Origin of the sequence: Staphylococcus sp. FSL W8-0305, from assembly GCF_037966415.1 — a bacterium.
GTDB classification, from domain to species: Bacteria; Bacillota; Bacilli; order Staphylococcales; family Staphylococcaceae; genus Staphylococcus; species Staphylococcus aureus.
On the sequence record NZ_CP150198.1, the window covers coordinates 2085037 to 2107473 of the forward strand.

A 22437-nucleotide genomic window follows, 5' to 3' on the forward strand; every position below is an offset into this window, starting at 1 on the left:
GAGTTGTATTAAATTGAATAGTGGCATATATTATAATCTAATGAATGTAAAGATAATACAAGGAGTTATTACATGAGTAAAAGACAGAAAGAATTTCATGACAGCTTAGCAAATGAAAAGACAAGAGTAAGACTTTATAAATCTGGAAAAAATTGGGTAAAATCCGGAATTAAAGAAATTGAAATGTTCAAAATTATGGGACTACCATTTATTAGTCATAGTTTAGTGAGTCAAGATAATCAAAGCATTAGTAAAAAAATAACGGGATACGGACTGAAAACTACAGCGGTTATTGGTGGTGCATTCACAGTAAACATGTTGCATGACCAGCAAGCTTTTGCGGCTTCTGATGCACCTTTAACATCTGAATTAAACACGCAAAGTGAAACCGTAGGCAATCAAAACTCAACGACAATCGAAGCATCAACATCAACAACCGATTCTACTAGCGTAACGAAAAATAGCAGTTCGGAACAAACATCAAATAGTGACACAGTCTCAAGTGAAAAGTCTGAAAATGTCACTTCGACAACTAATAGTACAAGCAATCAACAAGAAAAATTGACATCTACATCTGAATCAACATCCCCAAAGAATACTACATCAAGTTCTGATACTAAATCTGTAACATCAATTTCAAGTACAGACCAACAAACTAATACATCAACAAATCAAAGTACTGCATCAAATACTACTTCACAAAGCACAACGCCAGCTTCAGCCAATTTAAACAAAACTAGTACAACGTCAACCAGCACAGCACCTATCAAACTTCGAACTTTCAGTCGATTAGCTATGTCAACTTTTGCATCAGCTGCAACGACAAGTGCAGTAACCGCTAATACGATTACGGTTAATAAAGATAACCTCAAACAATATATGACAACGTCAGGTAATGCTACTTATGATCAAAGTACCGGTATTGTGACGTTAACGCAGGATGCATACAGCCAAAAAGGTGCTATTACATTAGGAACACGTATTGACTCTAATAAAAGTTTTCATTTTTCTGGAAAAGTAAATTTAGGTAATAAATACGAAGGTAATGGAAATGGTGGAGATGGTATCGGCTTTGCCTTTTCACCTGGTGTATTGGGAGAAACAGGATTAAATGGTGCGGCAGTAGGTATCGGTGGTTTGAGTAATGCGTTTGGCTTCAAATTGGATACGTACCACAATACATCTAAACCGAATGCAGCAGCAAAAGCGAATGCAGACCCATCTAATGTAGCTGGTGGTGGTGCGTTTGGTGCCTTTGTTACAACAGATAGTTATGGCGTTGCGACAACGTACACATCAAGTTCAGCAGCTGATAATGCTGCAAAGTTAAAAGTTCAACCTACGAATAACACGTTCCAAGATTTTGATATTAATTATAATGGTGATACAAAAGTTATGACTGTAACGTATGCAGGTCAAACATGGACACGTAATATTTCAGATTGGATTGCAAAAAGTGGTACGACCAACTTTTCGTTATCAATGACAGCCTCAACAGGTGGCGCGACAAATTTACAACAAGTACAATTTGGAACATTCGAATATACAGAATCTGCTGTTACACAAGTGAGATACGTTGATGTAACAACAGGTAAAGATATTATTCCCCCAAAAACATATTCAGGAAATGTTGATCAAGTCGTGACAATCGATAATCAGCAATCTGCATTGACTGCTAAAGGATATAACTACACATCTGTCGATAGTTCATATGCGTCAACTTATAATGATACAAATAAAACTGTAAAAATGACGAATGCTGGACAATCAGTGACATATTATTTTACTGATGTAAAAGCACCAACTGTAACTGTAGGCAATCAAACCATTGAAGTGGGTAAAACAATGAATCCTATTGTGTTGACTACAACGGATAATGGTACTGGGACTGTGACAAATACAGTTACAGGATTACCAAGCGGATTAAGTTATGATAGTGCAACGAATTCAATCATTGGAACACCAACAAAAATTGGTCAATCAACAGTGACAGTAGTATCTACTGACCAAGCAAATAACAAATCGACGACAACTTTTACAATAAATGTTGTGGATACGACAGCACCAACAGTGACACCAATAGGAGATCAATCATCAGAAGTGTATTCACCAATATCCCCGATTAAAATTGCTACGCAAGATAATAGTGGGAATGCAGTAACAAATACAGTCACAGGATTGCCGTCTGGATTAACATTCGATAGCACAAATAATACTATTAGTGGTACACCAACAAACATTGGTACAAGTACTATAACAATCGTTTCTACAGATGCGAGCGGTAACAAAACGACGACAACTTTTAAATATGAAGTAACAAGAAATAGCATGAGTGATTCCGTATCAACATCAGGAAGTACACAACAATCCCAAAGTGTGTCAACAAGTAAAGCTGACTCACAAAGTGCATCAACGAGCACATCAGGATCGATTGTGGTATCTACTTCAGCTAGTACCTCGAAATCGACAAGTGTAAGCCTATCTGATTCTGTGAGTGCATCTAAGTCATTAAGCACATCTGAAAGTAATAGTGTATCAAGCTCAACAAGCACAAGTTTAGTGAATTCACAAAGTGTATCATCAAGCATGTCAGGTTCAGTTAGTAAATCAACATCATTAAGCGATTCTATTTCGAACTCTAGCAGTACTGAAAAATCCGAAAGTCTATCAACAAGCACATCTGATTCATTGCGCACATCAACATCGTTAAGTGATTCAGTAAGCATGAGTACATCAGGAAGCTTGTCTAAGTCACAAAGCTTATCAACAAGTACATCTGATTCGGCTAGTACATCACAATCGGTAAGTGATAGTACATCAAATTCAATTAGTACATCAGAATCATTGAGCGAGTCAGCTAGCACCTCGGACTCTATCAGTATTTCAAATAGTATAGCCAACTCTCAAAGTGCGTCAACAAGCAAATCAGATTCACAAAGTACATCAATATCATTAAGTACAAGTGATTCAAAATCGATGAGTACATCAGAATCATTGAGCGATTCAACGAGCACAAGTGATTCAGTATCTGGATCACTAAGCATAGCAACATCACAAAGTGTCTCAACAAGCTCATCAGACTCAATGAGCACGTCTGAAATGATAAGCGATTCTATGAGTACAAGTGGATCATTAGCTGCATCAGACAGTAAATCAATGTCCGTAAGTAGTTCGATGAGCACGTCTCAGTCAGGTAGTACATCAGAATCATTAAGTGATTCGATAAGTACATCGGATTCTGACAGTAAGTCATTATCATTGAGTACAAGTCAATCAGGTTCAACAAGCACATCAACATCAACAAGTAGTTCAGTACGTACGTCGGAATCACAAAGTACGTCTGGTTCAATGAGTGCAAGTCAATTCGATTCAACAAGCATATCAACGTCGTTTAGTGATTCAACAAGTGATAGCAAATCAGCATCAACTGCATCGAGTGAATCAATATCACAAAGTGTCTCAACAAGTACATCTGGTTCGGTGAGTACTTCGACATCGTTAAGTACAAGTAATTCAGAACGTACATCAACATCTATGAGCGATTCCACAAGCTTAAGTACATCAGAGTCTGATTCAACGAGCGACTCAACGTCGACGAGCGATTCTATCAGTGAAGCGATATCTGGTTCAGAGAGTACGTCTATATCATTAAGTGAATCAAATAGTACAAGTGATTCAGAGTCGAAAAGTGCATCTGCTTTTTTAAGTGAATCATTGAGTGAAAGCACATCCGAATCAACATCAGAGTCATTAAGTGGCTCCACAAGCGATAGTACGTCTTTATCAGATAGTAATTCTGAATCTGGTAGCACATCAACATCATTAAGCAATTCAACAAGTAGCAGTACATCTATTTCAACGTCAATAAGTGGTAGCGCATCAACATCAGCGTATAAGAGCGATAGCGTTTCAACATCATTGAGCACATCAACGAGTACAAGTTTGTCTGACTCTACAAGTTTGTCAACATCATTAAGTGATTCAGCAAGTGGTAGCAAGTCTAATTCACTAAGTGCATCAATGTCGACAAGTGATTCAATCAGTACAAGAAAATCAGAGTCATTAAGTACATCGACATCATTAAGCGGTTCAACGAGTGAGAGTGAATCCGGCTCAACATCATCAAGTGAAAGTAAATCCGATTCAACATCAATGAGCCTGAGCATGTCCCAATCAATATCAGGAAGTACAAGTGTGTCAACATCAGAAAGTTTGTCTGACTCAACTAGTACATCATTGTCACTGAGTGCCTCAATGAATCAAAGCGGTGTAGACTCAAACTCAGCAAGCCAAAGTGCCTAAACCTCAACAAGTACAAGCACGAGCGAATCCGATTCACAAAGCACATCATCATATACAAGTCAGTCAACAAGCCAAAGTGAATCCACATCGACATCAACGTCACTAAGCGATTCAACAAGTATGTCTAGAAGTACGAGCCAATCAGGTTCAACAAGCACATCAGCATCATTAAGTGGTTCAGAGAGTGAATCTGATTCACAAAGTATATCAACAAGTGCAAGTGACTCAACATCAGAAAGTACATCAACATCGCTCAGTGACTCAACAAGTACAAGCAACTCAACATCAGAAAGCACATCGAAGGCAATTAGTACATCAGCAAGCGCAAGTGAATCCGATTCGTCGTCAACATCATTAAGTGATTCAACGTCAGCGTCAATGCAAAGCAGTGAATCCGATTCACAAAGCACATCAGCATCATTAAGTAATTCACAAAGCACATCAACATCAAACCGAATGTCGACTATTACAAGTGAGTCAGTATCGGAAAGTACATCAGAATCTGGCTCAACATCAGAAAGTACAAGTGAATCCGATTCAACATCAACATCATTAAGCGATTCACAAAGCACATCAAGAAGTACAAGTGCATCTGGATCGGCAAGTACATCAACATCAACAAGTGACTCTCGTAGTACATCAGCTTCAACTAGTACTTCGATGCGTACAAGTACGTTGGATTCACAAAGTATGTCGCTTTCAACAAGTACATCAACAAGTGTGAGTGATTCAACGTCATTATCTGATAGTGTGAGTGATTCAACATCAGACTCAACAAGTACGAGTACATCTGGTTCGATGAGTGCGTCTATATCGTTAAGTGATTCGACAAGCACATCAACATCGGCTAGTGAAGTAATGAGCGCAAGCATATCTGATTCACAAAGTATGTCAGAATCTGTAAATGATTCAGAAAGTGTAAGTGAATCTAATTCTGAAAGTGACTCAAAATCGATGAGTGGTTCAACAAGCGTAAGTGATTCTGGCTCATTGAGCGTCTCAACGTCATTAAGAAAATCAGAAAGTGTAAGCGAGTCTAGTTCATTGAGTGGCTCACAATCGATGAGTGATTCAGTAAGCACAAGCGATTCGTCATCATTAAGTGTATCGACGTCACAAAGAAGTTCGGAAAGCGTGAGTGAATCTGATTCATTAAGTGATTCAAAATCGACAAGTGGTTCGACTTCAACAAGTACATCTGGTTCATTGAGTACATCATCATCATTAAATGGTTCAGAAAGCGTAAGCGAGTCTAGCTCGCTAAGTGATTCAATATCAATGAGTGATTCTACTAGTACAAGTGACTCCGACTCATTAAGTGGATCAATATCTTTAAGTGGTTCCACAAGTCTTAGCACTTCGGATTCATTAAGTGATTCAAAATCATTAAGTAGCTCGCAAAGTATGAGTGGATCAGAATCAACGTCAACAAGCGTGAGTGATTCTCAGTCAAGCTCAACAAGTAATAGTCAATTTGACTCTATGAGCATCAGTGCATCTGAAAGTGACTCAGTGTCTACAAGTGATTCGTCTAGCATCAGTAGATCAAATTCAACGAGTACTTCACTTTCAACATCTGACTCAATGAGCGGAAGCGTATCAGTTTCAACATCGACAAGTTTAAGTGACTCAATATCAGGTTCAACAAGTGTAAGTGACTCGAGCTCAACGAGTACATCAGAGTCGCTAAGTGATTCTATGGCACAAAGCCAGTCAACAAGTACAAGTGCATCTGGTTCCTTAAGTACATCGATATCAACATCAATGTCAATGAGTGCAAGTAAATTGACATCACAAAGCACGTCGGTGTCGACATCATTATCAACATCAGACAGTATCAGTGATTCCACTTCAATAAGTATCAGTGGTTCACAAAGTGCTGTAGAATCAGAATCTACAAGTGATTCAACTTCTATCAGTGACTCAGAATCATTAAGTACATCAGATTCAGACTCGACATCGACAAGTACATCTGGCTCAACAAGTGGTTCAACATCAACAAGCACATCTGAATCGCTAAGTATGTCTGGTTCAGATTCAACGAGCGTATCTGACTCAACATCAACAAGTATGTCTAACTCGACTTCAATGAGCAACTCAACATCAACAAGTATGTCCGGCTCAACAAGTACATCTGAATCTAACTCAATGCATCCGTCAGACTCAATGAGTATGCATCATACACACAGCACGAGCACATCTCGCTCATCAAGTGAAGCAACAACGAGCACGAGTGAATCTCAGTCTACATTAAGTGCAACATCTGAAGTGACTAAACATAATGGCACGCCAGCACAAAGTGAAAAAAGATTGCCAGATACAGGTGACTCAATAAAACAAAATGGATTACTAGGTGGCGTTATGACATTATTAGTTGGTTTAGGTTTAATGAAGAGAAAGAAAAAGAAAGATGAAAATGATCAAGATGATTCTCAAGCATAAATTGAATTTATAGTTGGCTAAAATTAAAAAGACTGGGGCGTTGTTCACTAAAAAATCTATATCAGATTTTAATAATTAGTGAAATAACCTTAGTCTTTTTAATGTTTTTGATATAAAAGAGGTGCAACATGTTAAAACTTTTACAACAATACGAATATAAAATTATATATAAACGTATACTTTACACATGTTTTATCTTGTTTATTTATATATTAGGTACAAACATTTCCATCGTTTCCTATAACGATATGCAAGTAAAACATGAGTCATTTTTTAAAATAGCTATTTCTAATATGGGTGGAGACGTTAATACTTTAAACATTTTCACTTTAGGATTAGGTCCGTGGTTAACATCAATGATTATCTTGATGCTGATTTCTTATCGGAATATGGATAAATACATGAAACAAACAAGTCTTGAGAAGCATTATAAAGAGCGCATCTTAACATTAATTTTAAGTGTTATTCAAAGTTATTTTGTGATTCATGAATATGTTTCGAAAGAACGTGTTCATCAAGACAATATTTACTTAACAATCTTGATTTTGGTTACTGGAACGATGTTATTAGTTTGGTTAGCTGACAAAAATAGTCGTTACGGCATCGCAGGACCAATGCCGATTGTAATGGTTAGCATTATTAAATCAATGATGCATCAAAAAATGGAATATATAGATGCAAGTCATATTGTGATTGCGTTGTTAATCACTCTTGTGATAATCACATTGTTTATCTTATTATTCATTGAATTAGTAGAAGTGAGAATACCATATATCGATTTAATGAACGTTTCCGCAACAAATATGAGATCTTATTTATCTTGGAAAGTTAACCCTGCAGGCAGTATTACTTTAATGATGAGTATTTCAGCATTTGTTTTCTTGAAAAGTGGTATTCATTTTATTTTATCTATGTTTAATAAAGACGTTTCAGATGATATGCCAATGATGACATTTGATAGTCCAATTGGTATTTCGGTGTATTTAGTGATTCAAATGTTATTGGGTTATTTTTTATCGAGATTTTTAATCAATACTAAACAAAAATCCAAAGATTTCTTAAAGAGTGGCAATTATTTTTCAGGAGTTAAACCTGGTAAGGATACAGAACGTTATTTAAATTATCAAGCACGACGCGTATGTTGGTTTGGATCGGCATTAGTTACAGTCATTATTGGTATACCACTTTATTTCACATTGTTTGTACCGCATTTATCTACTGAAATTTATTTCTCAGTACAACTGATTGTATTAGTTTACATCAGTATTAATATTGCAGAAACAATTCGTACATATTTATATTTTGATAAATATAAGCCATTTTTAAACCAGTATTGGTAAGGAGGTAATTATGAAATACTTTATTCCAGCTTGGTACGATGACCAACGATGGTGGCAAGACACGACTGTGCCGTATTATCAACTACAAAATAAGACGGAATTTGACGATATGATTAGTTTGATGGGGATGCACCTTGAAAATGACTTAGATTATCGTCTGATTGTTCTCAATCATGCACCAAATTTAAGAACATTTTTACATCGATATGACTTATATGAGACAAAGTATTGGTCTGTGTTTGATGAAATTCAAGGATTCAGTCACCATGCGCCACAAGCGATTAATTATCATCACTTAAAATGGCCGGATGATGTTGAGTTTGTGTACACGCCGTATTTATTAAAATGTGTGACGAGTGAACAGACCTATACAAATATTTATTTTAGTCAAGAAGGGTATTCAATTTGGTTTGAAGAATTTGAAAGAGATCAGTTACAACGGCGTTATATTTTTGATGACAGAGGTTATTTATCAGCTATACGTTATTTTGATGATCAGGGAGAGGCTTCTTACCAAGAATATTTAACGATTAATGGAGATTGTGTACTTCATGAAGATTTGAAAAATGGCAGAGTCACTGTTTCAAAAAGATATCAACATCACTATCAACAAACAGAATATAACAATATGGCTCAACTAATTGAAGAAAAATTTCAAGCAATGATTGCACATCAAATACATGAAGATGATCATGTGATTGTGGCTTCAGATGCTAGGCACAATCGACAAATAGCCAATCATATTCCGGCGAAATCATTAAGTTATTCATTTTTTAAAAATAGAAATGAAACTGTGTCGGATGAGGAATATCAATCTATCGTAAAGAATGCCCATTTAATTGTTGATAGTGTGCAACTAGAACGTGATTTAATTAGTCATCAAGAGAAGTATCAGCGAGAGAATACAATGATTCGAATCACGCCATTTGAAACGAGACAATCACCTAATATAAGTAGTCAATTGATGGAAACATTTATAGGTGTATGGATAGACGGTATGAGTGACGTTGATTTGCAACAAATGATGCAACGACTTGTGGATTATATCGCACAAGAAGATAATTACCGTTTAATTTTATTAACGCGCCATCAAAATGATATACCGATGTGGCTTCGTGAATGTATTACGTCGGTAAATGAGGAATACCAAGCTAAACAGAATGCCGATGTTAATGTTTCAGCATTAATGACACCTGAAGATCAAGATGACATCATTGCTGTTAAGACGATACATGCTGAACATGATGTTGTAGAAGCATTGCGGACGTTGCGACTTGTGATAGATATGTCAAAAGAACCTGATTTGTATTTACAAATTAGTGCAATTAGCGCTGGGATTCCACAAATTAATGGTCAACAAACAGATTACGTCTCTGATTATGACAATGGCCGTATTATAAATACAGTTGATGAATTAGATGATGCGTTAAATTATTATTTATTTTATTTGAAAAATTGGAATTATGCGTACGCCTATTCTTTAAAATTAATAGATGCATATGCTTCTAAGAATATTATTAATCAGCTCGATGAGTTAATAGAAGGTGAAAATGATGCCACGTAAATTTAGAGTTTTGCAAATTGGAGGAGACGATTTAGAACCTATTTTCCAACACAAAAAAGGTGTGAGTTGGGATTACTTCGATATTGGATTGTTTGAATTTGATAGTGGTTATGTAGAGGCTATTGAAGCGATTGTTGAAGCAGAAGGACGCTTTGATTTTATCTATATTCAAGCACCATACTCGGAGACATTAACGAATTTATTACAAATGATAAGCGAACCATACAATACGTATGTTGATGAATCATTTTGGTCTGTTGAATATGAACAAGACGAAAATGTCCAAAAATACGTTGTTCAACCATTACATTACCGGAACATTGAAGAACGTAATAATAAATTAGAGGCAGTTAGCTTCTCAGGACAGTATGGAGATAAGGTTTCTCCTAAGTTAGCACTTGTTCATCCGAATTTTAAAGGAGATGTCGTTTACCAAGGTAATTCAGAGCTCACGTTGAGTGGAGAATTTGGAAAAGAATTTAAACCTATCGCATCTTGGCAAAATAATCTCGTTTACGATAAAGATAAAGTCATTCAAATATGGCCAGAATTTGATATTGATGGTGCGGTCGAGTTGCAATATACATTTAGATTGATTCAAACTGGCGCTGATGGTGCATTAATTGAACAAATCATATTGACTGATGATATGTTAGACAGTCCTTTAGAGATACCTACGAAACCATTTGATGCTTATATAAGTGTAACTGTTAAGGCGCGAGGGAACGGGACGGTACATTTAGGACCTATACACAAACGATGGTCTAGATTAGACATGGGTCAATTTTTACTCGGTGGTAGTCGTTTTGTAGATAGTCAACGACAGGAATTTATTTATTATTTCCACCCTGGTGATATGAAACCACCACTAAACGTATATTTTAGTGGTTATCGAACAGCGGAAGGTTTCGAAGGATATTATATGATGAAACGTATGAATGCACCCTTTTTACTAATCGGCGATCCTCGTGTTGAAGGTGGTAGCTTTTATATCGGTTCATCTGAATATGAACAAGGTATTATCAATGTTATTGAAGAGACATTAGAAAAGCTGAATTTTAAATCACATGAATTAATATTATCTGGTTTATCTATGGGGTCATTTGGTGCCTTGTATTATGGTGCTCAGTTAAATCCTCAGGCAATTATTGTTGGTAAACCACTTGTTAATATTGGAACGATTGCTGAACATATGCGATTACTTAGACCAGAAGAGTTCGGTACAGCATTAGACGTCCTGGTGTCTAATGAAGGTGATACATCTCAAGCGTCGATACAGGCATTAAATCAAAAATTTTGGCAAACATTTCAAAAGAAATCATTGTCACAAACTGTTTTTGCCATAGCATATATGCAACATGATGATTATGATCCACATGCATTTCAAGAGCTACTACCTGTATTGACAGCACACCAAGCAAGAGTGATGAATCGCAGTATTCCTGGGCGACATAATGATGATTCACCTACCATTGCAAGTTGGTTTGTTAATTTTTACAACATTATTTTGGAAGACAAGTTTGGGAGAGTTCAACATGCTGAAAAACAAAACATTTAAAGTTACTTGGAATTATATTTCACAAACTACATTTATGTATGGCTCAAAAGTATCATTTTCAAATGGTGAAGTAACTTTTATAAATCCTTTGATGCCCTCTGGATTACCGATTCATGAGTGGTTGATGTTAAAACAATTTTCAAAATATAAAAGTGCACCAAGTTTACCAATTTTGCGTAGAGGACAGCATTATAAATTGCATTTTGATTTTGATGCAACGCCTGCTGGTTCAGTGTATTTTATCATCATTTTTTATAATAAAAATGGCACAAAACTAAGTACTGAGATTGTAAAGTCAAATAGTATTACGATTCAATATCCTGATGAAGCCTATGCTTATAAAATAAAAATGATGAATGCAGCATCGACGAGTCTTATATTTAGATGTTTAACAATTACAGAGATGACGCATCAAGATAATTTAGAATATAAAAGCATGCGGGTGACGAAGATAGGCGATGACCAATATGGAAATGATAGGATCAATGTCATTATTGCAGAACCATCTGACGCCTATCCAACTATTTCGAATGATTTTTTGAAATCGTTTGGTCATGTTTGGCTCGTTGAACGTTGGATGGACGACAATATCGAGGGAAATATTAAGCAACTAAAGAATGATTTGCAAAGTCAAGATACCCTAAAGGCAATTAATTTGATTAGTTATGGGTCAAAGTCAAATGTTTTTGCAACTTATGTCGCTCAGCATTTGGATTGCAAAGTGTATCGTACAAGCCATGAAGATGATGATTTAAAAGAATGGTTTACAGAACATGTCCCAGGAAATCATGAACTAAAAGATACAAATGTCGAGGTTTATTTTAAAGAAGAGCAAGACAACCATCTAAATTATATGTCACGTTTAATGAATCCAGTACGATTTTTAGATTACTTAGATGTATCGAAACTGAATGGTGGGGAAGTAAATGAAACATAAACTAGATGTTACGATAAACGAATTAAGACTAAAGTCGATTAGAAAAATAGTGAAACGCATCAATACATGGAGCGATGAAGTTAAATCATATTCTGATGATGTGTTAAAACAAAAGACACTAGAATTTAAAGAACGTATAGCATCAGGAGTTGATACACTAGACACATTGTTACCTGAAGCTTATGCAGTGGCACGTGAAGCGAGCTGGAGAGTATTAGGTATGTATCCTAAAGAAGTTCAGTTAATCGGAGCGATTGTATTGCATGAAGGTAACATTGCGGAGATGCAAACAGGCGAAGGTAAAACATTAACAGCAACGATGCCTTTATATTTAAATGCACTTTCGGGAAAAGGAACATATTTAATTACAACGAATGATTATTTAGCGAAGCGTGATTTTGAAGAGATGCAACCATTATATGAATGGTTAGGTTTAACTGCTTCATTAGGTTTTGTTGATATTGTGGATTATGAGTATCAAAAAGGGGAAAAACGTAATATATATGAACATGATATTATATATACAACTAATGGACGTCTCGGTTTTGATTATTTAATTGATAATTTGGCAGATAGTGCGGAAGGGAAATTTTTACCACAATTAAATTACGGTATTATTGATGAAGTGGATTCAATCATTTTAGATGCTGCGCAAACACCATTAGTTATTTCGGGCGCACCAAGATTACAATCAAATCTATTTCATATTGTGAAAGAGTTTGTAGATACATTGATTGAAGACGTGCATTTTAAAATGAAGAAGACCAAAAAAGAAATATGGCTGTTAAATCAAGGTATTGAAGCGGCACAATCATACTTTAATGTTGAAGATTTATATAGCGAACAAGCGATGGTCTTAGTGCGTAATATTAATCTAGCACTGCGCGCGCAATATTTGTTTGAATCTAATGTCGATTATTTCGTATATAATGGTGATATTGTTTTAATTGACCGTATTACAGGTCGTATGTTACCGGGAACTAAGTTGCAAGCTGGACTCCACCAAGCTATTGAAGCGAAAGAAGGTATGGAGGTTTCAACAGATAAAAGTGTTATGGCAACAATTACCTTTCAGAATTTATTTAAACTTTTTGAATCATTTTCAGGTATGACAGCTACAGGAAAATTAGGCGAATCAGAGTTCTTTGATTTGTATTCAAAAATAGTCGTACAAGTACCAACTGATAAAGCGATTCAACGTATCGATGAACCAGATAAAGTGTTTCGTTCAGTTGATGAGAAAAACATCGCAATGATTCATGATATAGTTGAACTTCATGAAACGGGGCGACCGGTTTTACTCATAACGAGAACTGCTGAAGCGGCTGAATACTTTTCAAAAGTATTTTTCCAAATGGATATTCCTAATAATTTACTCATTGCGCAAAATGTTGCAAAAGAAGCGCAGATGATAGCTGAAGCAGGGCAAATTGGTTCCATGACTGTTGCGACTAGTATGGCAGGTCGAGGCACAGATATTAAACTTGGTGAAGGTGTCGAAGCATTAGGTGGATTAGCTGTTATTATTCATGAACATATGGAAAATAGCCGTGTAGACAGGCAATTACGTGGTCGTTCTGGTAGACAAGGGGATCCAGGATCATCTTGTATATATATTTCACTAGATGATTATTTAGTTAAGCGATGGAGCGATAGTAATTTAGCGGAAAATAATCAATTATATTCATTAGATGCACAACGATTATCGCAAAGTAGTTTGTTTAATCGCAAAGTTAAGCAAATTGTAGTTAAAGCGCAGCGTATCTCGGAAGAACAAGGGGTTAAAGCTCGTGAAATGGCTAATGAATTTGAAAAAAGCATTAGTATACAGCGAGATCTTGTATACGAGGAACGCAATCGAGTTTTAGAAATAGATGATGCTGAGAATCGAGATTTTAAAGTGTTAGCTAAAGATGTGTTTGAAATGTTTGTAAATGAGGAAAAGGTGCTAACAAAATCGCGTGTTGTCGAGTATATTTATCAAAATTTAAGTTTCCAATTTAATAAAGATGTGGCTTGTGTTAATTTTAAAGATAAGCAAGCTGTAGTAACATTTTTATTAGAGCAATTTGAAAAGCAAATAGCTTTGAATCGTAAAAACATGCAAAGTGCATATTATTATAATATTTTCGTTCAAAAAGTCTTTTTAAAAGCAATTGATTCATGTTGGTTAGAACAAGTCGACTATTTACAACAATTAAAAGCAAACGTTAATCAACGACAAAATGGGCAACGTAACGCTATTTTTGAATACCATAGAGTTGCATTAGATTCATTTGAAGTTATGACACGAAATATCAAAAAAAGAATGGTGAAAAATATTTGTCAAAGCATGATTACATTTGATAAAGAAGGTATGCCAGTTATACATTTTCCATAAACGAAAAGGGGTAGCGCATGACAATATATAATATAAACTTTGGTATAGGCTGGGCGAGTAGCGGTGTTGAATATGCACAAGCTTACCGTGCTAAATTATTGAGACGCACAAATCAAGACACTAAATTTGTGTTTTTAGATTTTATACAGTCAGAGAACATACAGACATTAACGCAAAACATTGGGTTTGAAGATCAAGAAGTTATTTGGTTGTATCAGTATTTTAGTGATATTTCTATAGCACCAACAACGTACACGTTAGATGACATTGAACGTGAGCTTGGTCATGATATTAGTTTTAGAGAAAGAAATGGTAAGATAGTCCGCCTATATTTTAATGGGAAATCATCATTTGTAACATGTTATCTGCAAAATGAACAAAAAGACATTGTGGATCGTGCAGAATTTGTAATTAATAGTATGTTAGTACGTAAAGATTTTTATAGTTATACACGCATATTTTCTGAGTATTATGCACCAGCTGATAATAAAGCGAAATTATATATGCGACAATTCTATAATGAAAATGGCTCCATCACTTATAACGAATATATTGATGGAGACAGCTCTATATATGTGTTTGAAGATGCGGTGTTGTATAACAAAACGGAATTTATTGCATACTTTTTACAACGATTGAATTTAACCCGAGACGATATTGTCATATTAGACCGCGCTTCTGATATTGGTCAGGCTGTTTTGCAGCATAAAGGTGATAGTAAAGTTGGTGTTGTGATTCATGCTGATCATTATAGTAATAATATGATGAGCGAGCAGCATATACTATGGAACAATTATTATGAATATCAATTTTCAAAAGCTAAATACATTGATTTCTTTATTACAGCGACAGATATTCAAAATCATATGGTTTGTCGACAATTTGAGCAATATCAAGGTTATCGCCCACGTGTTTATACTATTCCGGTGGGAAGCATTGATGCATTATCATATCCAACATTATCAAGAAAGCCATACGCGATGATTAGTGCATCTCGTTTAGCAAATGAGAAACATATTGATTGGCTTGTCAAAGCAGTTATCGTGGCTAAACGACAAGTGCCAGAATTAACATTTGATATTTATGGAGAAGGTAGTGAGAAGACGCGACTGCGTAAAATTATTGATACACACCGCGCGCAAGATTATATTCGTTTACTAGGTCATGTTAAACTTGATGAAATTTATACTGATTATGAGTTATTTCTTTCTGCATCAACTAGCGAAGGTTTTGGATTAACACTAATGGAAGCGGTAGGCTCAGGACTAGGTATGATTGGATTAAATGTGAATTATGGTAACCCAACCTTTATTCGAGATGGGGAAAATGGCTACTTGGTACCTTTTGATACCGATGAAGATAGTGTGGATGATGTTGTCGCAAAACTAGCTCATGCCATTGTAATGTATTTTAACAATGGACCCCAGACACCACATTACATCTCTTATGAAGTGGCACAGCAATTTATGACTCAAGATATTATTTTAAAATGGGAAACATTAGTTCAAGAGGTGCTGCATGATTAAATTATTTGATTACTTTAACGGTCATTCACGAAAGTTATATGAGTCTTTTAAAGCCAGTAAGTTGGAGGAAGATTTAACAATTGTACTCAATGACAATGGTTTTTTACCGGACGATGTTATATCACCGTATCAATTTTTTGCAGATAATCATAATACAGAAAATATGAAACCACGATTTTTTAATCAGGTTACTGTACCAGCTTTTTGGGAAATTAAAGGTAACAACAATTCGGCTACAATTAATGATATGGGACGTCTACGAGGCAAAATATTTTATCAAAGTGGAGAGCGCCCTAGAATTGTTAGTCGTGTCGAATGGTTTGATGACCAACAACGTGTCCGATTTGTCGATTATTATTCTAAGAATGGTATTAAATTTGCACAAACTGTTTACGATTTAAATCGTAAAGCGATCTTGAAGAAATATATGACAGCAGAAGGTAAAGAAGTGATTTATGAAAATTTTGTAACATCTGATGTCATATTGGATTGGCAAGGAAAGTCTTACTTTTTCCCTTCAAAGCTCGCATTCGTATTATTTTTTATCAAGCAACTTGAAATTACGGAACATCATTTCGTTATTAACTCACTAGCCCTACCATTTTCAGTGTTATATAATTTGCCATCAAATGGTAGTGATGTTTTGGTATGGCAAGAACAGTGCGATGGTAATGTCCCGGGAAATATGCAATTGATGTGTAAAGGTGATATGAAACGACATTGTAATATTATTATTCCAGATAAAAACGAATATGAAACGATGCTCAATATAGCAGACGCAAAGGTTAAATCTCGTATTTTACAAGGCGGATATCTATATAATTATCGTAGTCGTAATAGATATACTAAAGAAATTGTAATATTAACTAACTCGGATCAACTTCGTAACATCAAGGTATTGGTTGAAACTTTACCAGATTTTAAGTTTCACATCGCTGCTATTACAGAGATGTCTGATAAGCTAATGCAACTTGATCAATATGCTAATGTGCACTTATACCCATCTATTAATATAGACAGGGTAAATGAACTATACCAGTTATGTGATATTTATCTTGATATTAATGAGGGTAATGAAATTTTAAATGCGGTGGAACAAGCGTTTGACTATGAGTTGTTGATTTTAGGTTATCGTCAAACAGCACACCATGCTAAAGTAACACTATCAGAGCACTTATTTGAGCATAATGATGAGATAACAATGGAAAGTAAAGACCAATTAATACAAATGTTAGAAAGTTTGAAAGATCAACAACAGTTTCGAGATGCTTTATTAGCACAAAAAGCACATGCACACGAAATCTCGCGTGAACAATTCGAGCAAGTTTTTAAACAGGCGTTCGAAAGCTAAAAAGAAAAAGCAGTCTAAAATAAAACATCATTTAATATAAAAGATTTGACGTAATATGATGTTAGCGACATGGACAATATGATATTACGTCATGCTTGTTTTGTTTACTTAAATATAAGCTAAGTAATAAGTAGATAATTACTAACAACAATAACTAGATAGATAAGTGTAAATTTCTTGTAAACAGGTATATAATAGTATGTAATTCTTTTAAGGAAGTAAGTGAGAAAGGAGTATGTTGATGGCTAAATATCGAGGGAAACCGTTTCAATTATATGTAAAGTTATCGTGTTCGACAATGATGGCGACTAGTATCATTTTAACGAATATCTTGCCGTACGATGCCCAAGCTGTATCTGAAAAGGATACTGAAATTTCAAAAGAGCTATTATCTAAGCAAGATTTATTAGACAAAGTTGACAAAGCAAATCGTCAAATTGAGCAATTAAAACAGTTATCGGCTTCATCTAAAGCACATTATAAAGCACAACTAAATGAAGCGAAAACAGCATCGCAAATAGATGAAATCATAAAACGAGCTAATGAGTTGGATAGCAAAGACAATAAAGGTTCTCAAATTGAAATGAACGGTCAAAGTGATATAGACAGTAAATTAGATCAATTGCTTAAAGATTTAAATGAGGTTTCTTCAAAGGTTGATAGGGGTCAACAAAGTGACGAGGACGATCTTAATGCAATGAAAAATGATATGTCACAAACGGCTACAACAAAACATGGAGAAAAAGATGATAAAAATGATGAAGCAATGGTAAATAAGGCGTTAGAAGACTTAGACCATTTGAGTCAGCAAATACACAAATCGGAAGATTCAGCAGTGTCTACAACAGATAATAATCATGAAGTAGCTAAAACGCCAAATAATGATGGTTCTGGACATGTTGTGTTAAATAAATTTCTTTCAAATGAAGAGAATCAAAGCCATAGTAATCGACTCACTGATAAATTACAAGGAAGCGATAAAATTAATCATGCTATGATTGAAAAATTGGCTAAAAGTAATGCCTCAACGCAACATTACACATATCATAAACTGAATACATTACAATCTTTAGATCAACGTATTGCAAATACGCAACTTCCTAAAAATCAAAAATCAGACTTAATGAGCGAAGTAAATAAGACGAAAGAGCGTATAAAAAGTCAACGAAATATTATTTTGGAAGAACTTGCACGTACTGATGATAAAAAGCATGCTACACAACGCATTTTAGAAAGTATATTTAATAAAGACGAGGCAGATAAAATTCTAAAAGATATACGTGTTGATGGTAAAACAGATCAACAAATTGCAGATCAAATTACTCGTCATATTGATCAACTATCTCTGACAACGAGTGATGATTTATTAACGTCATTGATTGATCAATCACAAGATAAGTCGCTATTGATTTCTCAAATTTTACAAACGAAATTAGGAAAAGCTGAAGCAGATAAATTGGCTAAAGATTGGACGAATAAAGGATTATCAAATCGCCAAATCGTTGACCAATTGAAGAAACATTTTGCATCAACTGGCGACACGTCTTCAGATGATATATTAAAAGCAATTTTGAATAATGCCAAAGATAAAAAACAAGCAATTGAAACGATTTTAGCAACACGTATAGAAAGACAAAAGGCAAAATTACTGGCAGATTTAATTACTAAAATAGAAACAGATCAAAATAAAATTTTTAATTTAGTTAAATCGGCATTGAATGGTAAAGCGGATGATTTATTGAATTTACAAAAGAGACTCAATCAAACGAAAAAAGATATAGACTATGTTTTATCACCAATAGTAAATCGTCCAAGTTTACTAGATCGATTGAATAAAAATGGGAAAACGACAGATTTAAATAAGTTAGCAAATTTAATGAATCAAGGATCAAATTTATTAGACAGTATTCCAGATATACCCACACCAAAGCCAGAAAAGACGTTAACACTTGGTAAAGGGAATGGATTGTTAAGTGGATTATTAAATGCTGATGGTAATGTATCTTTGCCTAAAGCGGGGGAAACGATAAAAGAACATTGGTTGCCGATATCTGTAATTGTTGGTGCAATGGGTGTACTAATGATTTGGTTATCACGACGCAATAAGTTGAAAAATAAAGCATAATTATATTGGGGGAAGTGCATCTATATATTTTTTAAGTATATAAGACGTCTTATTTCCCCCTTAAATTATTGTGAAGTATATGCAAAATGCAATGAATAGATTGTCCATCATTTTAACGTTATAATGAATTTAACGACTTAGAACTACACAAGTAAAGGAGAATGAAGATGTCTCGAAAAACGGCGCTATTAGTTTTGGATATGCAAGAAGGTATAGCGAGTAGTGTACCTAGAATAAAGAATATTATTAAAGCGAATCAGAGAGCAATTGAAGCAGCAAGACAACATCGAATACCAGTCATTTTCATACGTTTAGTGTTAGATAAGCATTTTAATGATGTCTCCTCGAGTAATAAAGTGTTTTCAACAATTAAAGCTCAAGGATATGCGATTACTGAAGCAGATGCATCTACACGAATACTTGAAGACTTAGCACCACTAGAAGATGAGCCGATTATTTCTAAGCGACGCTTTAGCGCATTTACAGGTAGTTACTTGGAAGTTTATTTACGTGCAAATGATATTAATCATTTAGTATTAACGGGTGTCTCTACAAGTGGAGCTGTATTGAGCACGGCATTAGAAAGTGTAGATAAAGACTATTATATTACTGTTTTAGAAGATGCTGTTGGTGATAGATCAGATGATAAACATGACTTTATTATTGAACAAATTTTATCACGCTCATGTGACATTGAATCCGTAGAGTCATGGAAAAGTAGTTTATAGTAAATATAACGTCAATTAAAGCTCGGCAGTAATGTTTGAGAATAAGTACATTTGCTCATATTTATAAAATGTGTGAGATGGCAATTGAAACGGATATGTTGAGGAACATTAGAACATAAAATAATATATTTATATAAAATGACCCGAGGCGTTCGAACTGAATGCCTCGGGTTTAATTGAATAAGAAATCGGACTTATGAACAGAAATATGTTTAAGTCCGAACTCCTTGTTTATACTTATAAATTTTACGGGTTTAATAATATTTATTTACCTGTAATATATGATAATTCTTCAGCGGCAGCTGCATTGATAGTTCTATGAGAAATGATACCTAATCCTTTAACATTGGATTCTGAAATAACGATAGAACCATCACTGTTAACTTTTTCAACAAATGCTACATGACCGTAATGTTGATCTGCACCAAATTGTCCAGCCTCAAATACAACAGCAGCATGACGTTTTGGTGTATGACTTACTTGATAATCACGGTATTGAGCTCGATTATTCCAATTATGTGCATCACCTAAATCACCTGAGATAGATGTACCAAATTGTTTCATACGGTTATATACGTACCAAGTACATTGGCCATGTGGATATGGCATATTATCAGATACCTCGCGGAAAGGTTTGAATTCATCTGATGAATCATCATAATCCTTGATAGAACGTTCATATTTATCTAAATCTGGCATACGTTCATCGTCAAACTGAGTTAATTGATAGTGTTTAATAATACTGTTTAATTTCTTAGCATAGTTTGGATCTGTAGCATATGTTTTAGATAAGTGTGATGTTGCATCTTTATAAGAATCGGCTTCCGATTTCCATGTTGGTTTATAAATTGTTCGATTGCCATCAATACCATTTTTAATAAGGTCAGAGTAATCTTTTAGTGATTCTTTCGTGCTTGGATATTTTCGGAATCCAGCATTAATACTATACAATTGATTACCATCAGCTTCTAATGTGTTAAAAGGAACAGAATTCCCTTCAAAAGCACCTTTGATACCGAATAAATTATGGTTTGGTGACTTAGCTAAAGCACTACGACCTGAGTCAGATTCTAAGATTGCTTGGGCAATCATGACAGACGCATAAATATCGTTATCTTGACCAATGCGGTGTGCATCTTTAGCAATTGATTTGACAAATTGACGTGTATCTTTTGAGTCAACAACGTTAAATTGTCCACTATCATCATTGTTAGATATACTAGGATCTGTTTCGAATAGTGATGTTGCACGTGTATCCTTTTGATTAACATCGTTATTGAATGATTGAGCAGGTTTAGATTTATGTTTCAATTCATCTTGTGTTGGTAACTGTGGATTCTTTGTATTAGATTTTTCATTTTTGTCTTTTTTAGATTGAGATGCGTAATCTTTTTGTGTTTTCTTTGCATCTTCACTGTATTGATCCAAAATAGAATCTAAAGCCGAATCTGACATTGATTGATTATCTTTCGATGAAGATTTTTGATTTACTTTATCGTCACTTGCTGGTTGACTATTTGATTGATTTGGTTGTGTTGGCTTTGGCGAATTTGGTTGCTTATTAGATGTACTTGGTTTTGTATTGTTTGATTTAGGTGCTTTTTGATTGTCTGCTTTATCTTGTTTAGATGATTGCGTATCCGTATCATTTTTGATGCTATTATCACTGTTTTTATTCGAATCATTTGTTGACTTTTCACCATTACGAGGTTGTTCGTAATCAGAAATATCCGAATTTAAATTGAATAAGTTTTGGATTAAAGTTGTTAATGAGTAATTATCATCGTATTTATTTTTGGTTAGCAATTGGTTTATATTGGTTTGTGGTAAATTCTTATAAATAAAATCAATGATATTGTTAGAGTCTGAAGTGCTGTCGTCTATAGTTTTAACTTTTTTGTCGTTATTGTCTTGGTTACTAGTATTATTGTTGTCTGCTTTATCAATATCTTTACTTGTAGTATCCTTAGAAGTTTCATCATCAGTAGATTTTTTGGAATCATGAGATGTTGTCTTAGCTGTAGTATCTTTTTGAGGTGTGTCAGCATAAGCGGTAGGTGAAACTAAAGTAGGTAATACGAGCGTAGTTGATAGCAAATAAATTAAAATTTTATTTTTAGGCATATTTCGTATTCTCCCTTGAAAAATATAATAATTAAGTGTGATAATAAACTATGATTTGTT

The 22437-nt window shown here is 34.7% G+C and carries 10 protein-coding genes and 1 pseudogene; 10 read left to right on the forward strand and 1 reads right to left on the reverse strand.

Annotated features, from left to right (window positions below; genetic code table 11):
- Window positions 1-72 precede the first annotated feature (72 nt).
- The 10 genes and pseudogenes from sasA to NST10_RS10185 all read left to right on the forward strand — a co-directional run bounded on the left by sasA (window position 73) and on the right by NST10_RS10185 (window position 20253).
- Window positions 73-6744, forward strand: a pseudogene (gene sasA / locus NST10_RS10140) (serine-rich repeat glycoprotein adhesin SasA).
- Window positions 6745-6872: 128 nt separating this feature from the next.
- Window positions 6873-8084 carry an accessory Sec system protein translocase subunit SecY2 gene (gene secY2 / locus NST10_RS10145; RefSeq protein WP_000916107.1) on the forward strand — a complete coding sequence of 404 codons (1212 nt, stop codon included), beginning with the start codon at window positions 6873-6875 and terminating at the stop codon, window positions 8082-8084.
- A 10-nt stretch (window positions 8085-8094) separates the two neighbouring features.
- On the forward strand, window positions 8095-9648 hold the full coding sequence (asp1, locus tag NST10_RS10150; RefSeq protein WP_000873214.1) for an accessory Sec system protein Asp1: 1554 nt from the start codon (window positions 8095-8097) through the stop codon (window positions 9646-9648).
- Complete coding sequence (gene asp2, locus NST10_RS10155; RefSeq protein WP_001137472.1) at window positions 9638-11206, forward strand: accessory Sec system protein Asp2; 1569 nt, start codon at window positions 9638-9640, stop codon at window positions 11204-11206. The genes asp1 and asp2 overlap by 11 nt, the downstream gene beginning before the upstream one ends.
- Entirely contained in the window at window positions 11184-12143 is a 960-nt protein-coding gene (gene asp3, locus NST10_RS10160) for an accessory Sec system protein Asp3 (protein ID WP_000916740.1), read from the forward strand. Before asp2 ends, asp3 begins: the two co-directional genes overlap by 23 nt.
- Entirely contained in the window at window positions 12133-14523 is a 2391-nt protein-coding gene (gene secA2 / locus NST10_RS10165) for an accessory Sec system translocase SecA2 (protein ID WP_000680966.1), read from the forward strand. The genes asp3 and secA2 overlap by 11 nt, the downstream gene beginning before the upstream one ends.
- A 17-nt stretch (window positions 14524-14540) precedes the next feature.
- Window positions 14541-16049: an accessory Sec system glycosyltransferase GtfA gene (gene gtfA / locus NST10_RS10170; RefSeq protein WP_000158417.1), complete on the forward strand. Its 1509-nt coding sequence runs from the start codon at window positions 14541-14543 to the stop codon at window positions 16047-16049.
- Complete coding sequence (gene gtfB, locus NST10_RS10175) at window positions 16042-17400, forward strand: accessory Sec system glycosylation chaperone GtfB (RefSeq protein ID WP_000593166.1); 1359 nt, start codon at window positions 16042-16044, stop codon at window positions 17398-17400. The genes gtfA and gtfB overlap by 8 nt, the downstream gene beginning before the upstream one ends.
- 241 nt (window positions 17401-17641) lie before the next feature.
- Window positions 17642-19525, forward strand: a complete 1884-nt coding sequence (sasF, locus tag NST10_RS10180; RefSeq protein ID WP_001151905.1) for a cell-wall-anchored protein SasF — start codon at window positions 17642-17644, stop codon at window positions 19523-19525.
- Between the two features lie 167 nt (window positions 19526-19692).
- Complete coding sequence (locus NST10_RS10185; protein WP_000088195.1) at window positions 19693-20253, forward strand: isochorismatase family cysteine hydrolase; 561 nt, start codon at window positions 19693-19695, stop codon at window positions 20251-20253.
- A 264-nt stretch (window positions 20254-20517) separates the two neighbouring features.
- On the opposite strand, the gene NST10_RS10190 is transcribed toward NST10_RS10185, so the two are convergent.
- Window positions 20518-22377, reverse strand: a complete 1860-nt coding sequence (locus NST10_RS10190; RefSeq protein WP_001125631.1) for an amidase domain-containing protein — start codon at window positions 22375-22377, stop codon at window positions 20518-20520.
- Window positions 22378-22437: the final 60 nt, after the last annotated feature.